The 20,321-nt window shown below is 60.3% G+C and carries 18 protein-coding genes; 8 read left to right on the forward strand and 10 right to left on the reverse strand.

What is annotated here, in order from left to right:
* Positions 1-88 precede the first annotated feature (88 nt).
* Positions 89-2,749 (reverse strand): alanine--tRNA ligase, encoded by a 2,661-nt coding sequence (gene alaS / locus PH547_RS02250; protein ID WP_104823246.1) that lies wholly within the window; start codon positions 2,747-2,749, stop codon positions 89-91.
* 254 nt (positions 2,750-3,003) lie between these two features.
* Positions 3,004-4,089: a recombinase RecA gene (gene recA / locus PH547_RS02255; RefSeq protein WP_104825111.1), complete on the reverse strand. Its 1,086-nt coding sequence runs from the start codon at positions 4,087-4,089 to the stop codon at positions 3,004-3,006.
* Between the two features lie 239 nt (positions 4,090-4,328).
* Between recA and PH547_RS02260 the strand changes: the two genes are divergently transcribed.
* Together PH547_RS02260 and PH547_RS02265 are read left to right on the forward strand one after the other, a co-directional pair.
* The gene (locus PH547_RS02260; protein WP_104823247.1) at positions 4,329-5,273 is read left to right on the forward strand and encodes a carbohydrate kinase family protein; all 945 of its coding nucleotides are present in this window, start codon (positions 4,329-4,331) and stop codon (positions 5,271-5,273) included.
* Positions 5,274-5,319: 46 nt separating this feature from the next.
* Positions 5,320-6,246 carry a pseudouridine-5'-phosphate glycosidase gene (locus PH547_RS02265; RefSeq protein WP_285167319.1) on the forward strand — a complete coding sequence of 309 codons (927 nt, stop codon included), beginning with the start codon at positions 5,320-5,322 and terminating at the stop codon, positions 6,244-6,246.
* Positions 6,247-6,293: 47 nt separating this feature from the next.
* On the opposite strand, the gene trpS is transcribed toward PH547_RS02265, so the two are convergent.
* Positions 6,294-7,310: a tryptophan--tRNA ligase gene (gene trpS / locus PH547_RS02270; protein ID WP_104823249.1), complete on the reverse strand. Its 1,017-nt coding sequence runs from the start codon at positions 7,308-7,310 to the stop codon at positions 6,294-6,296.
* Positions 7,311-7,614: 304 nt separating this feature from the next.
* Complete coding sequence (cckA, locus tag PH547_RS02275; RefSeq protein ID WP_104823250.1) at positions 7,615-10,233, reverse strand: cell cycle histidine kinase CckA; 2,619 nt, start codon at positions 10,231-10,233, stop codon at positions 7,615-7,617.
* A 288-nt stretch (positions 10,234-10,521) separates the two neighbouring features.
* On the opposite strand from cckA, the gene PH547_RS02280 reads away from it, so the two are divergent.
* Positions 10,522-11,496, forward strand: a complete 975-nt coding sequence (locus PH547_RS02280) for a flagellar biosynthetic protein FliO (RefSeq protein WP_104823251.1) — start codon at positions 10,522-10,524, stop codon at positions 11,494-11,496.
* 92 nt (positions 11,497-11,588) lie between these two features.
* Here the strand turns inward: PH547_RS02280 and dksA are convergent, their stop codons facing one another.
* Positions 11,589-12,008 carry an RNA polymerase-binding protein DksA gene (dksA, locus tag PH547_RS02285; protein ID WP_028753038.1) on the reverse strand — a complete coding sequence of 140 codons (420 nt, stop codon included), beginning with the start codon at positions 12,006-12,008 and terminating at the stop codon, positions 11,589-11,591.
* A gap of 280 nt (positions 12,009-12,288) precedes the next feature.
* On the opposite strand from dksA, the gene PH547_RS02290 reads away from it, so the two are divergent.
* From PH547_RS02290 to PH547_RS02305, 4 genes are all read left to right on the forward strand, one after another.
* The gene (locus tag PH547_RS02290) at positions 12,289-12,780 is read left to right on the forward strand and encodes a SixA phosphatase family protein (protein ID WP_104823252.1); all 492 of its coding nucleotides are present in this window, start codon (positions 12,289-12,291) and stop codon (positions 12,778-12,780) included.
* Positions 12,781-12,904: 124 nt separating this feature from the next.
* On the forward strand, positions 12,905-14,380 hold the full coding sequence (locus tag PH547_RS02295; RefSeq protein WP_104825112.1) for a YcjX family GTP-binding protein: 1,476 nt from the start codon (positions 12,905-12,907) through the stop codon (positions 14,378-14,380).
* Positions 14,377-15,465 carry a YcjF family protein gene (locus tag PH547_RS02300; protein WP_285167320.1) on the forward strand — a complete coding sequence of 363 codons (1,089 nt, stop codon included), beginning with the start codon at positions 14,377-14,379 and terminating at the stop codon, positions 15,463-15,465. Before PH547_RS02295 ends, PH547_RS02300 begins: the two co-directional genes overlap by 4 nt.
* 112 nt (positions 15,466-15,577) lie before the next feature.
* Positions 15,578-16,132, forward strand: a complete 555-nt coding sequence (locus tag PH547_RS02305; protein WP_104825113.1) for a hypothetical protein — start codon at positions 15,578-15,580, stop codon at positions 16,130-16,132.
* A 108-nt stretch (positions 16,133-16,240) separates the two neighbouring features.
* On the opposite strand, the gene folK is transcribed toward PH547_RS02305, so the two are convergent.
* The 3 genes from folK to folP are packed head-to-tail and all read right to left on the reverse strand — an operon-like array spanning position 16,241 to position 17,983.
* Positions 16,241-16,768: a 2-amino-4-hydroxy-6-hydroxymethyldihydropteridine diphosphokinase gene (folK, locus tag PH547_RS02310; RefSeq protein WP_483315527.1), complete on the reverse strand. Its 528-nt coding sequence runs from the start codon at positions 16,766-16,768 to the stop codon at positions 16,241-16,243.
* Complete coding sequence (gene folB / locus PH547_RS02315; protein ID WP_104825114.1) at positions 16,752-17,114, reverse strand: dihydroneopterin aldolase; 363 nt, start codon at positions 17,112-17,114, stop codon at positions 16,752-16,754. The genes folK and folB overlap by 17 nt, the downstream gene beginning before the upstream one ends.
* A 5-nt stretch (positions 17,115-17,119) precedes the next feature.
* Positions 17,120-17,983, reverse strand: a complete 864-nt coding sequence (gene folP / locus PH547_RS02320; protein WP_104823255.1) for a dihydropteroate synthase — start codon at positions 17,981-17,983, stop codon at positions 17,120-17,122.
* A gap of 103 nt (positions 17,984-18,086) precedes the next feature.
* On the opposite strand from folP, the gene PH547_RS02325 reads away from it, so the two are divergent.
* Positions 18,087-18,707, forward strand: coding sequence for a DUF922 domain-containing Zn-dependent protease (locus PH547_RS02325; RefSeq protein WP_104825115.1), 621 nt, complete (start codon positions 18,087-18,089; stop codon positions 18,705-18,707).
* 425 nt (positions 18,708-19,132) lie between these two features.
* On the opposite strand, the gene PH547_RS02330 is transcribed toward PH547_RS02325, so the two are convergent.
* Together PH547_RS02330 and PH547_RS02335 are read right to left on the reverse strand one after the other, a co-directional pair.
* Positions 19,133-19,453 (reverse strand): 2Fe-2S iron-sulfur cluster-binding protein, encoded by a 321-nt coding sequence (locus tag PH547_RS02330; RefSeq protein ID WP_104823256.1) that lies wholly within the window; start codon positions 19,451-19,453, stop codon positions 19,133-19,135.
* A 151-nt stretch (positions 19,454-19,604) separates the two neighbouring features.
* Positions 19,605-19,973, reverse strand: a complete 369-nt coding sequence (locus tag PH547_RS02335; protein WP_104823257.1) for an Hpt domain-containing protein — start codon at positions 19,971-19,973, stop codon at positions 19,605-19,607.
* Between the last annotated feature and the right edge of the window lie 348 nt (positions 19,974-20,321).

The raw sequence follows: 20,321 nt of genomic DNA on the forward strand, positions 1-20,321 counted from the left end.
TTGACAAATCCTGCTGAGTTTGGCGGACAAAACAAAAGCGGCGGGGCCATCAGCTCCCGCCGCTTCTGATCAGTGTAATAAAAAACTCTTAGCCGGCGAGTGCGGCAGCAACTGCCTCAACCGCTTCATCAGCCTTGGCGCCATCCGGACCGCCGGCCTGGGCCATGTCGGGACGGCCGCCGCCGCCCTTGCCGCCGAGCGCGGCGGAGGCAATGCGGACGAGATCGACAGCGCTGAAGCGGCCGGTCAGGTCTTCCGTGACGGCAACGACGGCGCTGGCCTTGCCGTCTTCCGAAACGCCGATTAGCGCCACGACGCCGGAACCGAGACTGGTTTTGCCGTCATCGGCAAGACCCTTGAGATCCTTCGGGTCGACGCCGGAAATGGCCTTGCCGAGGAACTTGACGCCATTGACGTCACGGACCGCATCGGCGGAACCGCCTTGGCCGCCGCCCATGGCGAGCTTGCGCTTGGCGTCAGCCAGTTCGCGCTCCAGCTTGCGACGCTCATCCATCAGCGCCTCGACGCGCGACACGACATCGCCCGGCTGCACCTTCAGCGTCGAGGCCAGCGTCTTCACGCGCTCATCCTGCTCGGTCAGATAGTCGCGAGCGGATTCGCCGGTCACCGCTTCGATACGGCGGACACCGGCGCCGACGGCACTTTCGCCAAGGACACGGATAAGGCCGATCTGGCCGGTGGCGGAGACATGTGTGCCGCCGCACAGTTCGACGGAATAGGGCTTGTCAGCCTTGGCACCGCGCACACCCTGCCCCATGGACACGACGCGGACTTCGTCGCCATACTTCTCGCCGAACAGCGCCATGGCGCCCTCGGCAATGGCGTCATCGACGCTCATCAGGCGGGTCGTGACCGGCGAGTTCTGCAGCACGATTTCGTTAGCCATATCCTCGACCACCTTCAGCTCTTCAGCCGACATCGGCTTCGGATGCGAAACGTCGAAACGCAGACGCTCGGGCGCCACCAGCGAACCCTTCTGCGCCACATGGGTGCCAAGTACCTCGCGCAACGCCTCATGCAGCAGATGGGTCGCGGAGTGGTTGGCGCGCAGGCGCGACCGCCTGTTGTGATCGACCGTCAGCACGACGGCGTCGCCGATCTTGATCTTGCCTTCAGACACTTCCGAGCTATGAACGAAAAGGCCTTCGCCCTTCTTCTGCGTGTCGCTTACGGTGAGCTTGCCGTGGTCGCTAGAAACCACGCCGGTATCGCCCATCTGACCGCCGGATTCGCCGTAGAACGGCGTCTGGTTGACGATGATCTGCACCCTGTCGCCGGCAGATGCGCTGTCGACGGCAACACCGTCCTTGACGATTGCCTGGATAACGCCTTCAGCGGCCTCCGTGTCGTAGCCGAGGAATTCGGTGGCGCCGAACTTTTCCTTGAGCTCGAACCAGATGGTTTCGGTTGCCTTGTCGCCGGAGCCAGCCCAATGCGAGCGGGCTTCGGCCTTCTGCCGTTCCATCGCGTCGGTGAAGCTCGATATGTCGACGCCGATGCCGCGGGCGCGCAGCGCATCCTGCGTCAGGTCGAGCGGGAAGCCATAGGTGTCATAAAGCTTGAACGCGGTCTCGCCATCAAGGCTGTCGCCCTTGTGAAGCGTCGAGGTTGCATCGGCAAGCAGCGACAGACCACGCTCCAGCGTCTTGCGGAAACGGGTCTCTTCCAGCTTCAGCGTCTCGGAAATCAGCGCTTCGGCACGCACGAGCTCGGGATAGGCGCGGCCCATCTGCTGGACGAGCGTCGGCAACAGCTTCCAGACCAGCGGCTCCTTGGCGCCGAGCAACTGCGCATGGCGCATGGCGCGGCGCATGATGCGGCGAAGCACATAGCCGCGGCCTTCGTTCGACGGCAGCACGCCGTCGGCGATCAGGAAGGCGGAGGAGCGCAGGTGATCGGCGATGACGCGGTGGCTGGCGCGGCGTTCGCCCTCGGCCTTGACTCCGGTCGCCTCTTCCGAAGCCTCGATCAATGCGCGGAACAGGTCGATGTCGTAATTGTCATGCTTGCCCTGCAACACGGCAGCAACGCGTTCGAGACCCATGCCCGTGTCGATCGACGGACGCGGCAGGTCGACCCGCTGCTCCTTAGTGATCTGCTCGAACTGCATGAAGACGAGATTCCAGATCTCGATGAACCGGTCGCCATCCTCTTCCGGCGAGCCGGGAGGGCCGCCCCAGATATGGTCGCCGTGATCATAGAAGATTTCGGAACATGGGCCGCAAGGACCGGTATCGCCCATTGCCCAGAAATTGTCGCTGGTGGCGATGCGGATGATCTTGTCGTCCGAAAGACCGGCGATCTTCTTCCAGAGATCATAGGCGACATCGTCGGTATGATAGACCGTCACCAGCAGGCGCTTGGCGTCGAGGCCGAATTCCTTGGTGATCAGGTTCCAGGCAAGCTCGATGGCGCGCTCCTTGAAATAGTCGCCGAACGAGAAATTGCCGAGCATCTCAAAGAAGGTATGGTGACGGGCGGTATAGCCGACATTGTCGAGGTCATTATGCTTGCCGCCGGCGCGCACGCATTTCTGTGCCGTCGATGCAGTCTTGTAGGGGCGCTGCTCCAGGCCGGTGAAGACGTTCTTGAACTGCACCATGCCGGCATTGGTGAACATCAGCGTCGGATCGTTGCGTGGAACAAGCGGGCTCGACGGCACGATCTCGTGGCCGTTCTTCTTAAAATAGTCGAGAAAGGTCGACCGGATTTCGTTCACACCGCTCATATTGGGCCCTTCAGTCCTTGCCTCGAGCGAGATGTCCCATCTCGCTCATGTTCCTTCACCTAGCATGGTCTTGTCCAAAAACCGCTTCGCACTTTTGGGGATCACGCGTTGGCAATATTTAACAAATCCAGTGGCTTTTATCGTCCGCTCCCGGCCCTGTCCAGCCGCACAAGCAAAACCGGCCGTACATCCCTTGGACAATACGGCCGGTTTTGAATTTTAGTCTTGGTTAGTCCTGAGCTTGGTCGCGGAAATTACGCGTCCGCGGCGTCGCTGTCATCAGCGTCTGGTCCGCCATTCTGCAGGAAGCGATCGGCAATAAGACCTGCATTCTGGCGCAGCGACAGCTCGATCTCGCGAGCAAGATCCGGATTGTCGCGCAGGAAGAGCTTTGCGTTTTCGCGGCCCTGCCCCAGACGCTGGCTGTTATAGGAGAACCAGGCGCCGGACTTCTCGACGATGCCAGCCTTGACACCGAGGTCGATCAGCTCACCAGTCTTGGAAACGCCCTCGCCATACATGATGTCGAATTCCACCTGCTTGAAGGGCGGTGCCATCTTGTTCTTGACGACCTTGACGCGGGTCTGGTTGCCGACCACCTCTTCGCGCTCCTTGACGGAACCGATACGGCGAATATCGAGACGGACGGAGGCATAGAACTTCAGCGCATTGCCGCCGGTCGTCGTTTCCGGCGAGCCGAACATGACGCCGATCTTCATGCGGATCTGGTTGATGAAGATGACCATGCAGTTGGACTTCGAGATCGAAGCGGTAAGCTTGCGCAGCGCCTGGCTCATCAGGCGGGCCTGCATGCCCGGCAGGCTGTCGCCCATCTCGCCTTCGATTTCGGCACGCGGCGTCAGCGCGGCAACGGAGTCGACGACGAGAACGTCGATGGCGCCGGAACGCACCAGTGTATCGGTAATTTCAAGCGCCTGTTCGCCGGTGTCCGGCTGCGAAATCAGGAGGTTCTGCAGGTCGACGCCGAGCTTGCGGGCATAGACCGGATCGAGCGCGTGTTCGGCGTCGACGAAGGCGCAGATGCCGCCCTTTTTCTGGGATTCGGCGATGGTCTGCAGCGCCAGCGTCGTCTTGCCGGAGCTTTCCGGCCCGTAGATCTCGATGATGCGCCCCTTCGGCAAGCCGCCAATGCCGAGAGCGATATCGAGGCTCAGGGAGCCGGTGGAAACTGTTTCGATTTCGACCACGTTCTCGTTCGAGCCGAGCTTCATGATCGAGCCCTTGCCGAACGACCGCTCAATTTGAGAGAGTGCCGCTTCAAGTGCCTTGCTTTTATCCACCGATTTGTCCTCTACAAGCCGCAAAGAATTCTGAGACATCCGATCCACCTTTAGGTTATTGAAGCCGCTCAAGCAATGTCGCCGCTGATGAGAATTGTGTACTCTATTTGTTCTCATGTCGCAAGAGCACAACAAGCAATTGAAAGAAAAAGGTAAAATGAATTTCGTTCTACATTTGTTTTCTTCTTTCATAGCAAGCACTTACGTGTCCTTGCCGGGCATTTTGCGTGAGATATCAGCCGGCTCGATTCGCCTTTGGAAGCGCTGAGGAGATCGATATGGCGAAGAAGATTCTCGTTTTGGGTGGTGCCCATATCGACCGGCGCGGCCGCATCTTCGGCGAGACGGCGCCGGGGGCCAGCAACCCGGGCGCATGGTTCGAGGAACCGGGCGGTGGCGGCTTCAACGCGGCACGCAATCTGGCCCGTCTCGGCTTTGATGTGCGGCTGATCTCGCCGCGTGGCGGCGATGCGGCCGGCGAGATGGTGGCGGAAGCGGCGCTCAATGCCGGCGTCGACGACAAGCCCTTCGTTTTTCTCGATCGCAAGACGCCGAGCTATACGGCAATCCTCGAACGCGACGGCAATCTGGTGATCGCCCTCGCCGACATGGAGCTCTATAAGCTGTTCGTGCCGCGCCGGCTGACGATCCGCGCCATCCGCGATGCCTTCGAAGCCACTGACCTGATCCTTTGCGACGCCAATCTACCCGCCGAAACGCTGGCCGCCATCGCAATGCGCGCAGCCGATTGCGGCAAGCCATTGGCCGCGATCGCGATTTCGCCGGCCAAAGTGGTGCGCCTGAAGCCCTGCCTTGCCGGCATCGACCATCTTTTTCTGAACGAGGCCGAAGCTGCGGCGCTGACGGAGAGCCGTCCGGACGATCCGCGCCATTGGATCGCCGGATTGCGGGCACTCGGCCTCAGGGGTGGTGTCATTACACGTGGCAAACGCGAACTGATCGCTTTTTCCGGCGATGCCGCCGTCAGCCTGCAGCCGCCCGTTATCGATGAGGTTGCCGATGTCACCGGTGCCGGCGATTCGCTCGCCGCCGGTGTTCTGGCCGCCCTGCTTGCCGGTCACGATCTCGGCGAGGCGGTGCGCTATGGGGCAGCGGCCGCCGCGATCACCGTGCAATCACCATTCGCCACGGCGGAGGATCTTTCGCCCGACCTTCTGAAGGCAATACTGGCTCTTGTTCCCGAAGCCGCTATTTTGTCATGAAGCGCGCGATTTTCGCATTTCCCAACTCAGCCAATCGGACACAACCATGACCAAGCCCATTTCACCCCTGCTGCCGATCTCCTATTCGAAGGAGGTTGCTTCAGCAAAATTGCGCGGCGCTCCATTGGTGGCATTGGAATCGACCATCATCACCCATGGCATGCCCTATCCCGGCAATATCGAGATGGCGCGTAGCGTCGAGGCGATCATCCGGCAGGAAGGCGCCGTGCCGGCGACAATCGCCGTCATTCATGGCGTGCTGCATATCGGCCTGCAGCCTGAAGAGCTGGAGGCGCTCGCTCAGACAACTGGTGCGATGAAGGTTTCGCGCGCCGACCTCGCCTTCGCCATTGCAGAGCGCCGCACGGGCGCCACCACGGTTGCCGCGACGATGATCGCCGCAGCGCGGGCCGGCATCAAGGTTTTCGCGACCGGCGGCATTGGCGGCGTGCATCGCGGCGCCGAGGAAAGCTTCGATATCTCGGCCGACCTGGAAGAGCTCGCCCGCACTGACGTCATCGTGGTCTGCGCCGGCGCCAAGGCCATCCTGGATATTCCGAAAACGCTGGAAGTGCTGGAAACCCGCGGCGTGCCCGTCGTCACCTACGACAGCGCCGAATTCCCCGCCTTCTGGTCGCGTTCCTCCGGCCTGCCGAGCCCGCTGACCTTGAACAGCCCTGCCGCGATCGCCAACTTCCAGGTAACCCGTGAACAGCTTAGCATCAACGGTGGCATGCTGATCGCCAATCCAGTTCCGGAAGCCGATGAAATCCCGCGTGAGGAGATGGAAATCTACATCGAACGCGCCTTGGACAGCGCCGAGCGCGACGAAATCGCCGGCAAGGCGGTCACTCCCTATCTGCTCAGCACCATCTTCGACATCACCGACGGCCGCAGCCTGAAGACCAATATCGCGCTGGTCGAAAACAATGCGCGCCTTGCCGCGGAAATCGCCGTTGCTCTGGCGGAATGATCGGAAGCGAGTCGCGTCGATAACGGATGGCAACCCGCGCAGCCGCCTTAGGTCAATGTGAACAGACCTAACGCGGCGCGCAATTCCGCAAGGGTTGCCTCCGTCCGCTGCCTTGCCCTGAGCGTACCTTGCCGCAGGACTTCCAGGGCGTAACCGGGATCGGCGGCATAGTGGGCACGGCGCTCGCGGATCGGGGCCAGCAGAGCTTGCAGAATATCTTCAAGATGCTGTTTCACGACCATGTCGCCAAGACCGCCCCTTCGATAGCGCTCCTTTAGCTCTTCGACGAAAGTCCTATCCTCGGCAAAGGCATCGAGATAGGTGAAGACGACATTGCCCTCGATCTTTCCCGGATCGGCGGCGCGCAGATGAGCAGGATCGGTGTACATCCGGCGCACGGCTTGCCGAATATCGTCCGGCGATGCGGATAGCGGGATGGCATTGCCCTGCGACTTGCTCATTTTGGCTTTGCCATCGACGCCCGGCAGGCGTCCGATCATCGGGATCATTGCCTTGGCTTCCGCAAGAACCTCGCGGCCGGCCTGCCGGTTGAGACGACGCACGATTTCGTTGGTTTGCTCGATCAGCGGAGCCTGATCTTCACCCACCGGAACGATCGTCGCCTTGAACGCGGTGATGTCAGCCGCTTGAGCGACGGGATAGCAAAGAAAACCCGCTGGGACATCACGCTCAAAGCCGCGAAGCTGAATTTCCGTCTTGATGGTCGGGTTGCGCTCCAGCCGTCCGACGGTCACGAAGTTCATATAAAGCACCGTCAGTTCGGCCAGCGCCGGCAATGCGGATTGAAGGCAAATTGTCGTTTCGGCCGGATCGATCCCCACGGAAAGATAGTCGAAGACGACTTCCAGCACGTTCCGGCGAATCTTCTCCGGATCATGCGCGTTGTCGGTCAGCGCTTGCATATCCGCCAGAAGCAGGAATTGCCGATGCGTATGCTGGAGGGCCACGCGGTTCCTCAGAGAACCGACGTAGTGACCGAGATGGAGGGGACCTGTAGTCCGATCGCCTGTGAGAATGACCGGGCGATTATCGATAGGTGACATTTAGTTGCTCCGTTAAGGAGCCGCCGCGATCGGAAAGATGCCGGGAAATGACCATGCCTGCCGGATCACGGCGGCAAGGGTCGATTTCAAGAAATGACGACTGCCGCTCCTAGAAGGAGCGCCACCACATCCGCAGGCTGGCGTTAGCGAGGTCGGTCATATCGGTTTGATGCCACGGATCAGATTGGAATGGCAATGGTGAACGTTGGACTTGTGACGCCGGTATCGTCCAAAGCTTGCATATTTCTTTGGTTCGCAGAGCGATAAAGCGCATCAAAACAGCGCTTTACCCGGCCTCCCTCACTTAGCGATCCAGCGTTTCCCTGACCACGACGGCAAGCTGCTTCAGCGAGAAAGGCTTCGGCAGGAAGCCGAACTTGGCATCGGCCGGCAGGTTGCGGGCAAAGGCATCTTCGGCATAGCCGGATACGAAGATGAACTTCATATCGGGATATTTCTTGCGCAATTCACGCAGCAGCGACGGTCCGTCCATCTCCGGCATGACGACGTCGGAAACGACGACATCCACCTGTCCGTCGAGTTCATCCATGATATCGAGCGCTTCGACGCCGGATCCCGCCTCATAGACGGTATAGCCACGCGTCTCGAGCATGCGCTTGCCACCCCTGCGCACCGCCTCCTCGTCCTCGACAAGCAGAACGACGGCCGATTTGCCGGTGAGGTCCGCAGGCTCCTCCGGCGGCGGGACGACAGCGGCAACGCTCTGGTCCATCGCCGAGATATCCCGGCTTTCGGAGGCCTGGCCTTCGATAACAGTCGGAATTTCGACGATATGGCGCGGCAGGAAGATGCGGAAGGTCGTGCCCTTGCCGACTTCGGATTCCGGGTGGATGTAGCCGCCCGATTGCTTGATGATGCCGTAAACCATGGCAAGGCCAAGCCCGGTGCCCTTGCCCACTTCCTTTGTGGTGAAGAAGGGCTCGAAGATCTTGTCCATGATGTCGGGTGCGATCCCCGTACCCGTGTCGCTGACCTCGACCAGCACCATTTCCTCATGCGGCAGATAGGCATAGTTGAAGGCAGCCACGTCCGTTGCCGACAAATTGCGGGTGCGCAGCGTCAGCGTGCCGCCCTCGGGCATGGCATCGCGGGCGTTGACGCAGAGGTTGATCAGCACCTGCTCGAACTGCGACAGGTCGGTCTTCACCGGCCAGAGATCGCGGCCATAATCGACATCCAGTTTGACATGTGTGCCCGACAGCAGCCGGTCCACCAGCATGCGCAGGTCGCCGATCACATCCGTCAGATTGAGGATCGTCGGCCGCATCGTCTGCTTGCGCGAGAAGGCCAGCAACTGCCGCACCAGCACGGCGGCGCGGTTGGCGTTGCGCTTGATCTCCATCAGATCGGCGAAGCTCGCGTCGGATGGCCTTGCCTGCAGCAGCAGATGATCCGACGACAACAGGATCGCCGTCAGCACATTGTTGAAATCATGCGCAATGCCGCCGGCGAGCGTGCCGACTGCATTCAGCTTCTGCGTCTGCGCCATCTGCGTTTCCAGCGCCTTCTGCTCGGTCACTTCGACAGCGTAGACGATGGCCGCTTCTTCGGGCGCTTCGTCGGTCTGATCGATGACGGCATTGATATAGAAGCGGAAATGCCGTGTATCGTCCTTCGGATTGCGCGAATCGATCGGCGGGATATCGCCCTGCCGATCCTTGGCGGCGGCAAGTGCCTGTTCCAGCCGCGGCCGGTCAGCGTCAAAGACGATGCTCTCGAGGGCGGCGCCACGCTCGATATCGTCGCGCGAAACGAGATCGGAGAAGAGCTTCAGGAAGGGTGCGTTAGTGCGCAGAATGCGACCTGCACCGTCCACGGAGGCGATCGCCATCGGCGTGTTGTTGAAGAAGCGACTGAAGCGCATCGCCGCAACGGAGGCCGACTGATCGTTGTCGCCTCCATTCTGCCGTGTCAGCACGATGGTGCGGCTTTCGCCAGGCGCCCCGTCACGCATCGAAGTGACACTGTGGACGATCTGCACCGGCAGGCTTTGGCCGTTGGCGCGGCGCAGATCGAGATCGAGCGTCACCGTCTTTTTCAGGCCGGGTTCGGCCTGGACCGACTGGATCAGCGTCAGACCCTCGCCGGCCACGAGATCGCCGATAGTCATCGAGCCCGGCGTGAATTTGGTCAGATCGAAGCCCAGCCATTCAGCGAGCGTCGCGTTCAGATAGAAGATTTCGCCCTTGCGGCCGGCAGAAAAGAAGCCGGCCGGCGCATGATCAAGATAGTCGATGGCGTTCTGCAATTCCTTGAAGAAACGCTCCTGATCATCCCGCTCCGAAGTGATGTCGGTGATCTGCCAGATATGTAGCGCTTTGCCGCGCCCCTGCTCAGGCGGCAGCACACGCGCCTTTAGGCGATACCAATGCGCGCCGTTGCCATTGCTTTCCCCGGGGCCGAGCGGCTTCAAGAGCCGGAACTCCTCCGAACCCTCCTTGCCGTCGCGCAGCCCGTTGGCAAGGCGATAAAGCGCTTCATTGGATTCGCGATTGCGGGACAGCAGCGTTTCCAGCGATTGGACGTCGGTCGCCTTGGCCGCGCCCGTCAACCGGCCATAGGCGCCGTTGGCGTAGACGATGCGGCCCTTTTCATCCGTGATCAGCGTGCCGTCCGGATGGCTGTTCAGGAATGAGCGCGCCAGGCTGTCAGACTGCGTCTGCGGCATGACTTCCACGAAACCGATAATCGAGGAGACGAGAAAGAAGATGCCGACCATGGCGAGAATGCCGAGCCCGCCAAGCACGGTTTCATTGTCGAGCTGGTCCTTGAAAACGACAAAAGCAGCGGCGGCGGCCACCAGCACCAGGGCGAGCAGGATGATGCGCAGCACGGTGCCCGAACGAACCCCGCGATCCACCAGCGGCACGCTATACTCGTCGGACTGACGCTGCTTCGTCATAAACCCCTCGTCTCCGCCCTCTTCCCTCTCACGTCACGCACTTGACGGATCGCCGGATTCGGAACTTTCGAATCTTCTTTAGCAATTTGCCGCATCAGCAAAAAGCTTTGCGGGGCTAGAAAGGCCTGTATTCACAAGGAAGAGCGCTGGACAAAGAACGATCTATCTTGTTTCCGGAGCGGACCTGTCCATATGATCGCCTCATATCGAGACAAAGGTGCGGACGCGGGACCGGTCGTTTTAACGGCAAGGCTGCGGCATTGGGGAACAATTACGGAGTATCTCGAAATGTGGGACGAAATCGCCGGGGCCTATGGCAGTCGCTTCTTCCTTGCAGCCGGTGGGGTCGGCATTGCCCTCCTCCTCTTGATCTGCATCCTCTGGATCTTCCGCAGCCGAGCGCCCTCGCCCTTCGTGCGCGGCGGCAAGAACCGCCAGCCTCGCCTGCAGGTGCTTGACGCCGCCGCCGTCGACGCTCGCCGCCGGCTGGTGCTGGTACGGCGCGATGGCATAGAACATCTTATCATGATCGGCGGCCCGACCGATATCGTCATTGAGTCGGGGATTTCCGATGCCGCCAAAGCAGGCATGCCGGCACCGACCCCAGTCGGAACGCCGCTGGCCTACGAACGCCGGTTGGAACCGGCGCAGGAGGCCCCGCGCCTCGATCATTTGCCGGCGACCGCTTCCGAGCCACCCGTCCTCCAGAAAGCTGCGGTCGAAGCCCATATGCCGCCGGAACCCAGTGCTGCCGTTGAACCGGCTCATCTTCATGTCGCGCCGGCGGCCGAGCGCCCGCAACCCGCCTTGGCGCCACAACAGCGCACGCCCGAATCGGTGGCGATGCTGGGGGAAGCGGAAGTCGCCGATATTCTCGATGCCGCTCGTCGGCACGTATTACCGCAAGAGCCGGCGCGTGTCGCTGCCGCCCCACAGCCTGTCCACCAGCCCATGGCCGCCTCTCCGCAGCCGATCCGCCAGCCGATTGCGCCCGCAGTCGCTTCGGCGCCGCCCGTGGTGGCACCGCCGCCAGTGCGCGAGCCCGGCGCCGATTTCCAGCGCATATTGGAAGCGGAAATGTCAAACAATCTTACCGCGGAACGGATCATCCCGAATGTGCCGCAACGGCAGATTCAGCAGCCTGCGGCCTCCCCGGCGCAGCGCCGCGATCCGGAACTGCCGCCGATGACCGGGGCGGATACCGCGCTTCAGAAAGAGGTCGCCCGCATTTTCGGCGAAATGAGCGTCAACCGCGACAAATGAGGCGCGGCCAACCGCTCCTGCGAACATGAAAAAGGCACGACGGAAATCTCCGCCGTGCCTCAATTTTTCGCTCCAATCGGAGGGTCCGAGACCTATTCGTCGCGATAGACCTTCTCGCGGCGCTCGTGGCGTTCTTGCGCCTCGATCGACAGGGTCGCGATCGGACGGGCGTCCAGACGCTTGAGACCGATCGGCTCGCCGGTTTCCTCGCAGTAACCGTAGGTGCCATCTTCGATGCGCTGCAACGCGGCGTCGATTTTCGAGATAAGCTTGCGCTGACGGTCGCGGGCCCGAAGTTCGATGGCTCTGTCGGTTTCGGAAGAAGCCCGGTCAGCGAGATCGGGATGATTTGCGCTTTCTTCGGCCAGGTGGTCGAGGGTTTCGCGCGCTTCTCTTAGGATATCATTTTTCCAGGCGACTAACTTTGCGCGAAAGTAAGCCCGCTGGTTCCCATTCATGAACTCCTCGTCTTCCGAGGGCACATAATTGCTAAGATCGATCTTCTCACTCAACGCGATTCTCCTGAAGAACATCTCATATGGCGCGCTGTATATCCCAACCGGTAGTATCGATTCAAGCCAAATAGACGTGGTAAATGGATTTTTAAATTTGTCATAAAAGTTGGCTAAAGGTTTATTTTTCCATTATATATTCGCGATGACGCAAATGTGATAGAACCATAACCTTCGCGTGAATGACCGCCAACCCCTCCGTATTGCCGTTCGCCCCGCAGTTGACGGCATATAGGATCAGGCGGTACGTCAAAGGCAAATCGAGCACGGGAATTCCGCTATGACCCGCATCACGCCTCCGCCGTCCCGGATTTACCTGTTGCGTCATGCCAAGGCCCTGCGGCCAACTCCTGGTCAGAAGGATTTCGACCGCGCGCTTAGCAGTGATGGCTATGCCGCCGCTGAAATTGTCGCCAAAAAAGCCGTCGACAAAGGCTACAAGCCGGAACTCGTGATATCCTCGACAGCGTTGCGATGCCGCCAAACCGCCGACGCCATTCGCCACGCCATGAGCCCCTCTACCAAGTTCCGTTACGTCGACGCGCTGTATGACGCCACAACAGAGATCTATCTCGAAATCATCTCATCGCAGGTGACCGAGGACTCCGTCATGTTGGTCGGCCATAACCCGATCATTGAAAGTACGCTGCAAGCACTAATTGGCCATCACGCCTTGGTCTCCGCGATTCCCAAAGGCTTTCCGACCGCCGGACTCGCCGTTGTTGACTCGACGCCGTCGGGCTGGGTCCTCACGGATTTCTTCAAAAAATAGGTTCAGCAGAAAAATATCAGGCGAGCGACGATTTAGAGGGCGTGATCCGCAAAGCCCAATCATCTTTTCTGCTATCGCATTGCTTCCTATATTGACCGTGACGCTGTCACTCTGGGATTTCGCCTTGCCGCCGAGCCTGACCTCCTTCACAGACGACGCCCTGATCGCCTTCGATAATCTCGTCGACCGCACGACAGGCCTCGTCAATCCGACGATCCGGCTCGGAGTTACCGGCCTTTCCCGTTCCGGCAAGACCGTTTTCATTTCCTCCCTGGTGCACAATCTGCTGAACGGCGGTCGCCTGCCGCTGTTCGAGCCGGTGCAATCCGGCCGGGTCTCCGCCGCACGCCTCGAGCCGCAGCCGGACGATGCGGTCCCACGTTTCCAATATGAGGATCATATCCGCGCGCTGGTGAAGGAGCGTGTCTGGCCGGATTCGACGCGGGCCATCTCGGAACTGCGCATCACGCTGGACTATCAGAGCGCCAGCGGCTGGAACCGGCTGTTTTCGCCGGGGCGCCTTTCCATCGACATTGTCGATTATCCCGGCGAATGGCTGCTCGACCTGCCATTGCTCGGCAAGGACTTCCGCGCCTTCAGTGAGGAAACACTGATGCTGGCGAAAACCGGTATTCGCGCGGAGCTGTCGCGTGCATGGCTGGCGATAACGCAGGCAACCGATGCTTCCGCATCCGCGGACGAGACAATTGCGCGCGAACTCGCCGCCGCTTTCTCCAGCTATCTCAAAGCCTGCAAATCTGACGAACGTTCGCTGTCCACCTTGCCCCCCGGCCGTTTCCTGCTGCCCGGCGATCTCGACGGTTCACCGGCACTGACCTTCGCGCCGCTGGTGCCTCCGCCTGAAGGCAAAGCGCAGAAGAACTCGCTGTGGGCAATGATGGAGCGCCGCTATGAGGCCTATAAGTCCGTCGTCGTAAAACCCTTTTTCCGCGAGCATTTCGCCCGCCTCGACCGGCAGATCGTCCTCGTCGACGCATTGCAGGCCATCAATCGTGGCCCGGAAGCGGTTCAGGATCTGGAGCGCGCTCTGACGGATGTGCTTGCCTGCTTCCGTCCTGGCAGCAATTCCTTTTTCTCCTCGCTGCTCGGCCGCCGCATCGACCGCGTACTGGTCGCCGCAACCAAGGCCGATCATCTTCATCACGAAAGTCACGACCGGCTGGAGGCTCTGACCCGCCGCCTGGTGGAACGCGCCATCGAACGGATCGGCATGGCCGGCGCCGGCATCGAGGTCATGGCGATCGCCTCTGTTCGTGCCACGCGTGAGGCCACGGTAAAACGCGACGGTCATACGCTTCCCGTCATCGTCGGCACGCCGATGGATCGTGAGGCCATCGCCGGCGAGACATTCGACGGCAACCGCAAAACGGCTGTTTTCCCCGGCGACCTCCCGGAAAATCCGCGATGGCTGTTCGATGCGCTTGAACCAGGTGCCGCAAGCATCCATCTGCCCGAGGTCAGCGTCGTCCGCTTCCGTCCGCCGGAGCTGGACGAGACCGGCGCCGGCATTAAACTTTCCGTGCCGCATATCCGCCTCGACCGCGCCATGCAGTTCCTGTTCGGAGACCGCCTCGCATGACGAAGCCGACCGCAGACGATCCCAGAGGCAGTTCCCGCCGTCCCGCCGCCTTTTCGGTCGAGCCGGAAATGTCGAAAGGCGATGCGGCTGCAAAAGCGGCAGCAGAGGCGCCCCGCCGTAAGCCACAGAGTTTCGATACGGAAATCGTGCTGACGCCGGATGAGGAAGATCCATTCCTCAACCCTGCTCTCGCCGCTCCCGATACTGAAACCGCAGTGGCCGCGCCGCGCCGCAGAGGTTTCTCCTTCGGCAAAATCGCCGCCGGCGCCTTCGGCATTCTCGTGTCGCTCGCCTTCGGTCTGTGGACCGATCAGTTGATTCGCGATCTCTTCAGCCGCGCCGACTGGTTGGGCTATACCGCCCTTGCGGTGCTCGGCATCGGCATCCTCGCCGTCCTCGCCATCGTCATTCGCGAGACTGCGGGCATGATGCGGCTTGCGGCCGTGCAGACGATCAAAGCCGAGGCCGAAGCCGCCAGTGTGGAAACACGTCCGGCACGCGCAAAAGCCCTGGTCCAAGGCCTCTGCTCGCTTCTGGAAGCCAATCCGGAAACGGCGAAGGGCCGCGCGACGTTGAAAGCGGCGGAAAACGATATCATCGACGCGCCGCATTTGATCGACCTCGCTGAACGGGAACTGCTGGGTCCACTCGATCGCCGAGCCCGGGCGCTGATTCTCGGCGCGTCCAAACGCGTTTCGGTTGTCACGGCCGTTAGCCCGCGTGCGCTGGTCGACATTCTCTACGTGCTCTACGAATCGGCCAGGCTGGTGCGCGCCATGGCAGAGCTCTATGGCGGCAGGCCCGGCACGCTCGGCATGATCAGGCTAATGCGCGACGTGCTCGCTCACCTCGCGGTTACCGGCTCCATTGCCGTCGGCGACAGCATCGTGCAGCAGTTGATCGGCCACGGTTTAGCCTCGAAACTCTCGGCCCGGCTGGGTGAAGGCGTTGTCAACGGCATGATGACGGCGCGCATCGGCATCGCTGCAATGGATCTCTGCCGGCCATTGTCGTTCAAAGCGCTGAAACGGCCGGGGATCGGCGATTTCGTCGGGGATCTGGCGCCAAACGTGACCGGCCGCTGAGTGCAGCAAACGCCTGTAAAGGCGGCTTTTACCTCCATAAGAAACCAAGCATTAACCATTCTAAGGCAAAAGTGGAAACCAGTTTCCGGTTCCTCTTCGTTAGGGAATGTCCATGTTTTCGCGCCAATTTCTTCTTGTTTGCGGCTTTGCCGCCGCAGCCCTCTCTGCAGGAGCTTGGGTGCATTCAGCCGATGCGGCATCCCGTGACAAGGCCTTCTTTCAGTCCGTCGCCGGCTCATGGCGAGGCCCGGGCGAGATCGTCGCCGGCAAGTACAAGGGCACGAAATTCACCTGCAACCTGACGGGCCAGGCGCTCAACGGCGGCACGGCCGGTGTTAAACTCGACGGAACTTGCCGCGTTGGCGTCTTCCAGCAGCCGATGACGGCGGAAATCACCCAGAACGGCGGCAGCTATACCGGGAAATTCCTGGACGGCGCGGCCGGCAAAGGACTGGACGTCACATCGGGCACCGTCAACGACGGCACCGTGGTCCTCGGCCTCAATCGTCAAAAGCTGAACGGCGCCATGATCGCCCGCGTCGCGGACAACAAGACGATGAACGTAACGATTTCCGTCAAGGTCAACGATCAGATGGTGCCCGTCATCGGTGTGACGCTGCAGCGGGCCGCTGATATCGATCAGATGGCTGTCGGGTCAATCCAGTAACGTTTATGCACTGACGGCAATGACGCCTCCGCCTGATGTGATCAGGCGGAGGCGTTTTTCGTTTCCGACCGAGACGCCTTCATCGAGCAGGGGACGGCAGCATTGGCGTTACGCCGGTTTCCACCAATCGCGGCTTTCGTCCGCCACTTCTATTCCCTGCACATCCGCTTCGCTCAACCAATCCGCCACCTTGCGACCACTCACCACGAGATCGGCCCCGAAATCCGCGAGCGGCATCAGCACGAAGCCGCGTTCCGTCATGCGCGGATGCGGGATCTCCAACAGCGGTTCGGCCCGTTCAAGATCGCCATAGGTTAGGATGTCGATATCGATCGTCCGCGGCCCCCAGCGTTCGATACGCACCCGCTTCATATCCCGCTCGATACCAAGGCAAACATCGAGCAGCGCCTCCGGCGACAGCGTCGTATCGACCGCTGCGCACGAATTGTAAAAGAAGGATTGGTCCGTCTTGCCCCAGGGTGGCGTGCGATAAAGGCGGGAAACCGCAGCGACGTGGCAGTCCGTGCGCACATCAAGCGCGCGCAAGGCAAGCGCCATGGCTTTGACGGGATTGTCGAGGTTGCCGCCGAGGCCGAGGGTGGCGCGCGTTTGTCCGGTCTCAGGCAAAATGCTCAACGCTCACCTGCACATAATCGAGAACGCCCGGAACCGGGGCATTGGGTTTGCGCACCGAGATCTTCGCCCGGCGCACGCTCGGAAAGCGCCGGCACAATTCCTTCGCGACATCGAGGGCCAGCGCCTCGATCAGATAGCGACGGCGCCCGGTGACGATCTCTTCGATAACGCTGAAGGCGATGCCGTAGTTGACGGTATCGTCGATCGAATCCTGCTCCAATGCACCGCCGGCTTCGACATCGAGCTCGGCATCCACGAAGAAACGCTGGCCGAGGAATTCTTCTTCGTCGTGCACGCCATGGCGGGCGAAGAAAGCGCAGTTCTGAAGGGTGATGGTGTAGATCATATCGCTCATGGCGTCCTGCCGCCTAGTTTCGCCCGTGTCCTGAGGATAGCATCGGCAACCGCCAGGGCATCCCTGTTGATTGCGACATTGTGTACCCGAAAAATTGCAGCACCCTGCAAACGCAATATAGCGCTGGTCGCCGCAGTTCCCACATCCCGATCCGGCGCATCCCGTCCGGTCACCGCACCGATGAATCGTTTGCGCGATGTGCCGGCCAGCAAAGGCAGTTCGAAGCGGAGCAGTGCCGTGAAGCGCGCCATCAGCTCCAGATTCTCCTCGACATCCTTGGCGAAACCGAAACCGGGGTCGAGGACGATATTCTGCCTGTTCACGCCGGCGGCTGCCGCGATATCGAGCGATCGGCTGAGAAACAGCACCTGATCGTCGATGACATCGGGAAGCTTTGCCCGTTCGCGGCCGGTATGCATAATGCAAAGCCCGGCGCCGGTCTTGGCTGCCAATGCCGCGATTTCAGGCTCGCGCTGCAGGCCGAAGACATCGTTGACGATATGCGCGCCGGCGCTGATCGCCAGTCTAGCGGTATCGGCACGATAGGTATCGATGGAGATCAGCGCATCCGTCTTGCCGCGCAACGCCTCGATGACGGGCAGAACACGACCTTGCTCCTCCGTGGCGCTGACTACCTCAACGTCTGGCTTGGTCGATTCCCCGCCGATATCGATGATCGCAGCGCCCTCCTCCACACAGGCAAGAGCATGTGCGACCGCGGTGTCGACGGCCTCGTAGTGTCCGCCGTCGGAAAAGGAATCCGGCGTCACGTTGACGACCGCCATGATGGCGCTCCGTTCGCCGACATCGAGGCTGCGCCCATGCGCGACATGCCAGCTATGGCTGCGAAGCTCTGTCACGATCCGTCCATCCCATTGAAAATGAAAAAACCTCGCGCCGGATATTGCGCTTGCAGTGGCTATGCCGCAAGCTCCGCCGAAGTTCAACCTGGTAGCAGCACGAATGCCGTTTGCACCCCGACAGATCCGGGTCTCGCTTATCCTGTTGCTTCTGTGCGGCATTTCCAGCGGCGCCGATGCGGAGGTGGTTGCTCACAAATCCGTCTCTTATTTCGATATCAAAGGAGACAGCGCCGATGCGCTCGATGCGGCATTGAATGCGCACGGACCGGTTACGATGGGTTCCAGCAGCCGCCATCCCGGGGCAACCAAGGTTCGCTTCGGCGGCAATGCGACATATGCGGAGCGGAACGGCCGCTGCTATATTTCCGACGTCAAGATCACGGTCGATACCGAAATCATTCTGCCGCGCTGGCGCGACCGTCGGCATGCGACCCGGCAGCTATCGATGATTTGGGATACGCTTTCGGCGGATATCCGCCGCCACGAGGATCGGCATGCGGAAATTGCGCGCGAACATGCGCGGCGGATGGAAAAGTCGATCCTTGCCCTGCCTTCGGCAAAGGACTGCGACACGCTTCAGGACCAGGCAAACGAAGTGACCACGCAGGAAACGCAGTTGCATGACGAGGATCAGGCCCGATTCGACAAAATCGAAGCGATCAATTTTCAGAGCCGCATCCAGAGGCTGATGACCTATCGCAGCCAGCAAACTGGTGAATGACAGGTCGCTAACAGATCTTTTTTCGCGAAATGGCGCTCTGATCACAACAATCTGTGTGAAAACTGTCACTATACCTGTGAATCATTCACAACTTCTCATTTTTGAACTTTACGAGAATCTGAAATAGGTTTTTCCTATTGCATATCGCGTCGATCCGCTCAGCCGGATTGTTATCGGAAGCCAGAGGGGTTTTCGCAAAGACCGATCAAAGTTTTTGCGTGACGGGTTCGTTCGTCCCGCCGCGCTGTCGAGTTCAGTGTTTAACGCGTGTGCCCAGTGTTCTCCTGGCGCGTCCTGAAGCCGCAGGTGTTTCCTCCCTTGCCTGTTGGTGATGCGCCCGCCTTGCCTCGCTCGCTGCGACAAGCTGAGCGGGGCTTCTTTTTTGTGGACGCGTCCCAAACGGCTCGCATTCCCGGGAGATGGACTTAGGCCTGGCGCTCCGGAACATGCACGACGAGGCCGTCAAGTGCCTTCGTCACCTTGATCTGACAGGACAGACGCGAAGTCGGACGGACATCGAAGGCGAAGTCCAGCATGTCTTCTTCCATTGCTTCCGGGCCGCCGACCTTTTCGGCCCAGTCCTCATCGACGTAGACATGACAGGTGGCGCAAGCGCAGGCGCCGCCGCATTCCGCCTCGATGCCCGGCACGGAATTGCGCACGGCATTTTCCATCACGGTGGAGCCCTCGTCGGCGTCGAGATCAAAACGGGTGCCGTCGAAAGCAACGATGGTCAGTTTGGTCATGTGAATGAATTCCGGTATTCGTGAGTGAAGGGAGGATCCGGAATTTTTCTTCCAACAATTCCCGGGGGCAGTCAACAATTGCGCCGCCGAAACGGCAGAAACCGTTTGGCAGCGCAAGGGCAAACATTAGGTGATTTCGGGCGGCGTCAGCTCAACGCGACAACTTCAAAATGAAATTCTCAGCCTCGATGACGCAGGCCGTGACCGCAGCCATGCGCGCGGCGTCACCGACATCGCTCTCAAGCGCATTGGCGGCGTCGGCCACCTTGAACGCGCCGACGGCACTTGCCGCACCCTTCAACCGATGCGATGCGGCGATCGCGCGCTTGCGGTCGCCGCAACCGATTTCCTGCAGACAGGAACGTGCCTGCCGGGCAAACATCTGAAGCACTTCCACTTCCAGAGCCTTGTCGCCCATCGTCTGCTTTGCCAGGTGAACCAGATCGATCGCCCGTTCCCGCGACGGCGCTGCGCCCCGCGAATTGTCCGGGGCTTCGAATGCGATATTCAATGCTGCCATATGCCAACTCTCCCGTCTTATATCTATAACTGTCTCTGGGATTTGCCGTATGGTTGCGGCCTGCCGATGGCGATCGAGTTAAATTTTGGGACAGTTGGACCTTAAATCTGCCGACATGGTTAACGCGCGTTAAACATGGCTAAATTATTAGGTTTTCAGGAATTTGCGCAGACGAAAAGTGTTAACAATGACTTAATGGGACAGTGTCCCAACCGTGGAATTAATTGTCACGCTTGGGGGAATGTGTCACTACGGTACTGGCAAATTGGGTTCATGGCGCATGCCTTTGCCCAAGGGGTGGATAGTGGTAATGTTTTAATATCATCCGTTTGAAAAAGCGGGTATCCA

It is taken from the genome of Rhizobium cerradonense, from assembly GCF_030182455.1.
Classification (GTDB): domain Bacteria; phylum Pseudomonadota; class Alphaproteobacteria; order Rhizobiales; family Rhizobiaceae; genus Rhizobium.

What these genes read in the sequence shown, in the direction of transcription:
- alaS (WP_104823246.1), bottom strand. Translation starts at nt 2,749, where the DNA reads ATGAGCGGTGTGAACGAAATCCGGTCGACCTTTCTCGACTATTTTAAG.
- recA (WP_104825111.1), bottom strand. Translation starts at nt 4,089, where the DNA reads ATGTCTCAGAATTCTTTGCGGCTTGTAGAGGACAAATCGGTGGATAAA.
- PH547_RS02260 (WP_104823247.1), top strand. Translation starts at nt 4,329, where the DNA reads ATGGCGAAGAAGATTCTCGTTTTGGGTGGTGCCCATATCGACCGGCGC.
- PH547_RS02265 (WP_285167319.1), top strand. Translation starts at nt 5,320, where the DNA reads ATGACCAAGCCCATTTCACCCCTGCTGCCGATCTCCTATTCGAAGGAG.
- trpS (WP_104823249.1), bottom strand. Translation starts at nt 7,310, where the DNA reads ATGTCACCTATCGATAATCGCCCGGTCATTCTCACAGGCGATCGGACT.
- cckA (WP_104823250.1), bottom strand. Translation starts at nt 10,233, where the DNA reads ATGACGAAGCAGCGTCAGTCCGACGAGTATAGCGTGCCGCTGGTGGAT.
- PH547_RS02280 (WP_104823251.1), top strand. Translation starts at nt 10,522, where the DNA reads ATGTGGGACGAAATCGCCGGGGCCTATGGCAGTCGCTTCTTCCTTGCA.
- PH547_RS02290 (WP_104823252.1), top strand. Translation starts at nt 12,289, where the DNA reads ATGACCCGCATCACGCCTCCGCCGTCCCGGATTTACCTGTTGCGTCAT.
- PH547_RS02300 (WP_285167320.1), top strand. Translation starts at nt 14,377, where the DNA reads ATGACGAAGCCGACCGCAGACGATCCCAGAGGCAGTTCCCGCCGTCCC.
- PH547_RS02305 (WP_104825113.1), top strand. Translation starts at nt 15,578, where the DNA reads ATGTTTTCGCGCCAATTTCTTCTTGTTTGCGGCTTTGCCGCCGCAGCC.
- folB (WP_104825114.1), bottom strand. Translation starts at nt 17,114, where the DNA reads ATGATCTACACCATCACCCTTCAGAACTGCGCTTTCTTCGCCCGCCAT.
- PH547_RS02325 (WP_104825115.1), top strand. Translation starts at nt 18,087, where the DNA reads ATGCCGTTTGCACCCCGACAGATCCGGGTCTCGCTTATCCTGTTGCTT.
- PH547_RS02330 (WP_104823256.1), bottom strand. Translation starts at nt 19,453, where the DNA reads ATGACCAAACTGACCATCGTTGCTTTCGACGGCACCCGTTTTGATCTC.
- PH547_RS02335 (WP_104823257.1), bottom strand. Translation starts at nt 19,973, where the DNA reads ATGGCAGCATTGAATATCGCATTCGAAGCCCCGGACAATTCGCGGGGC.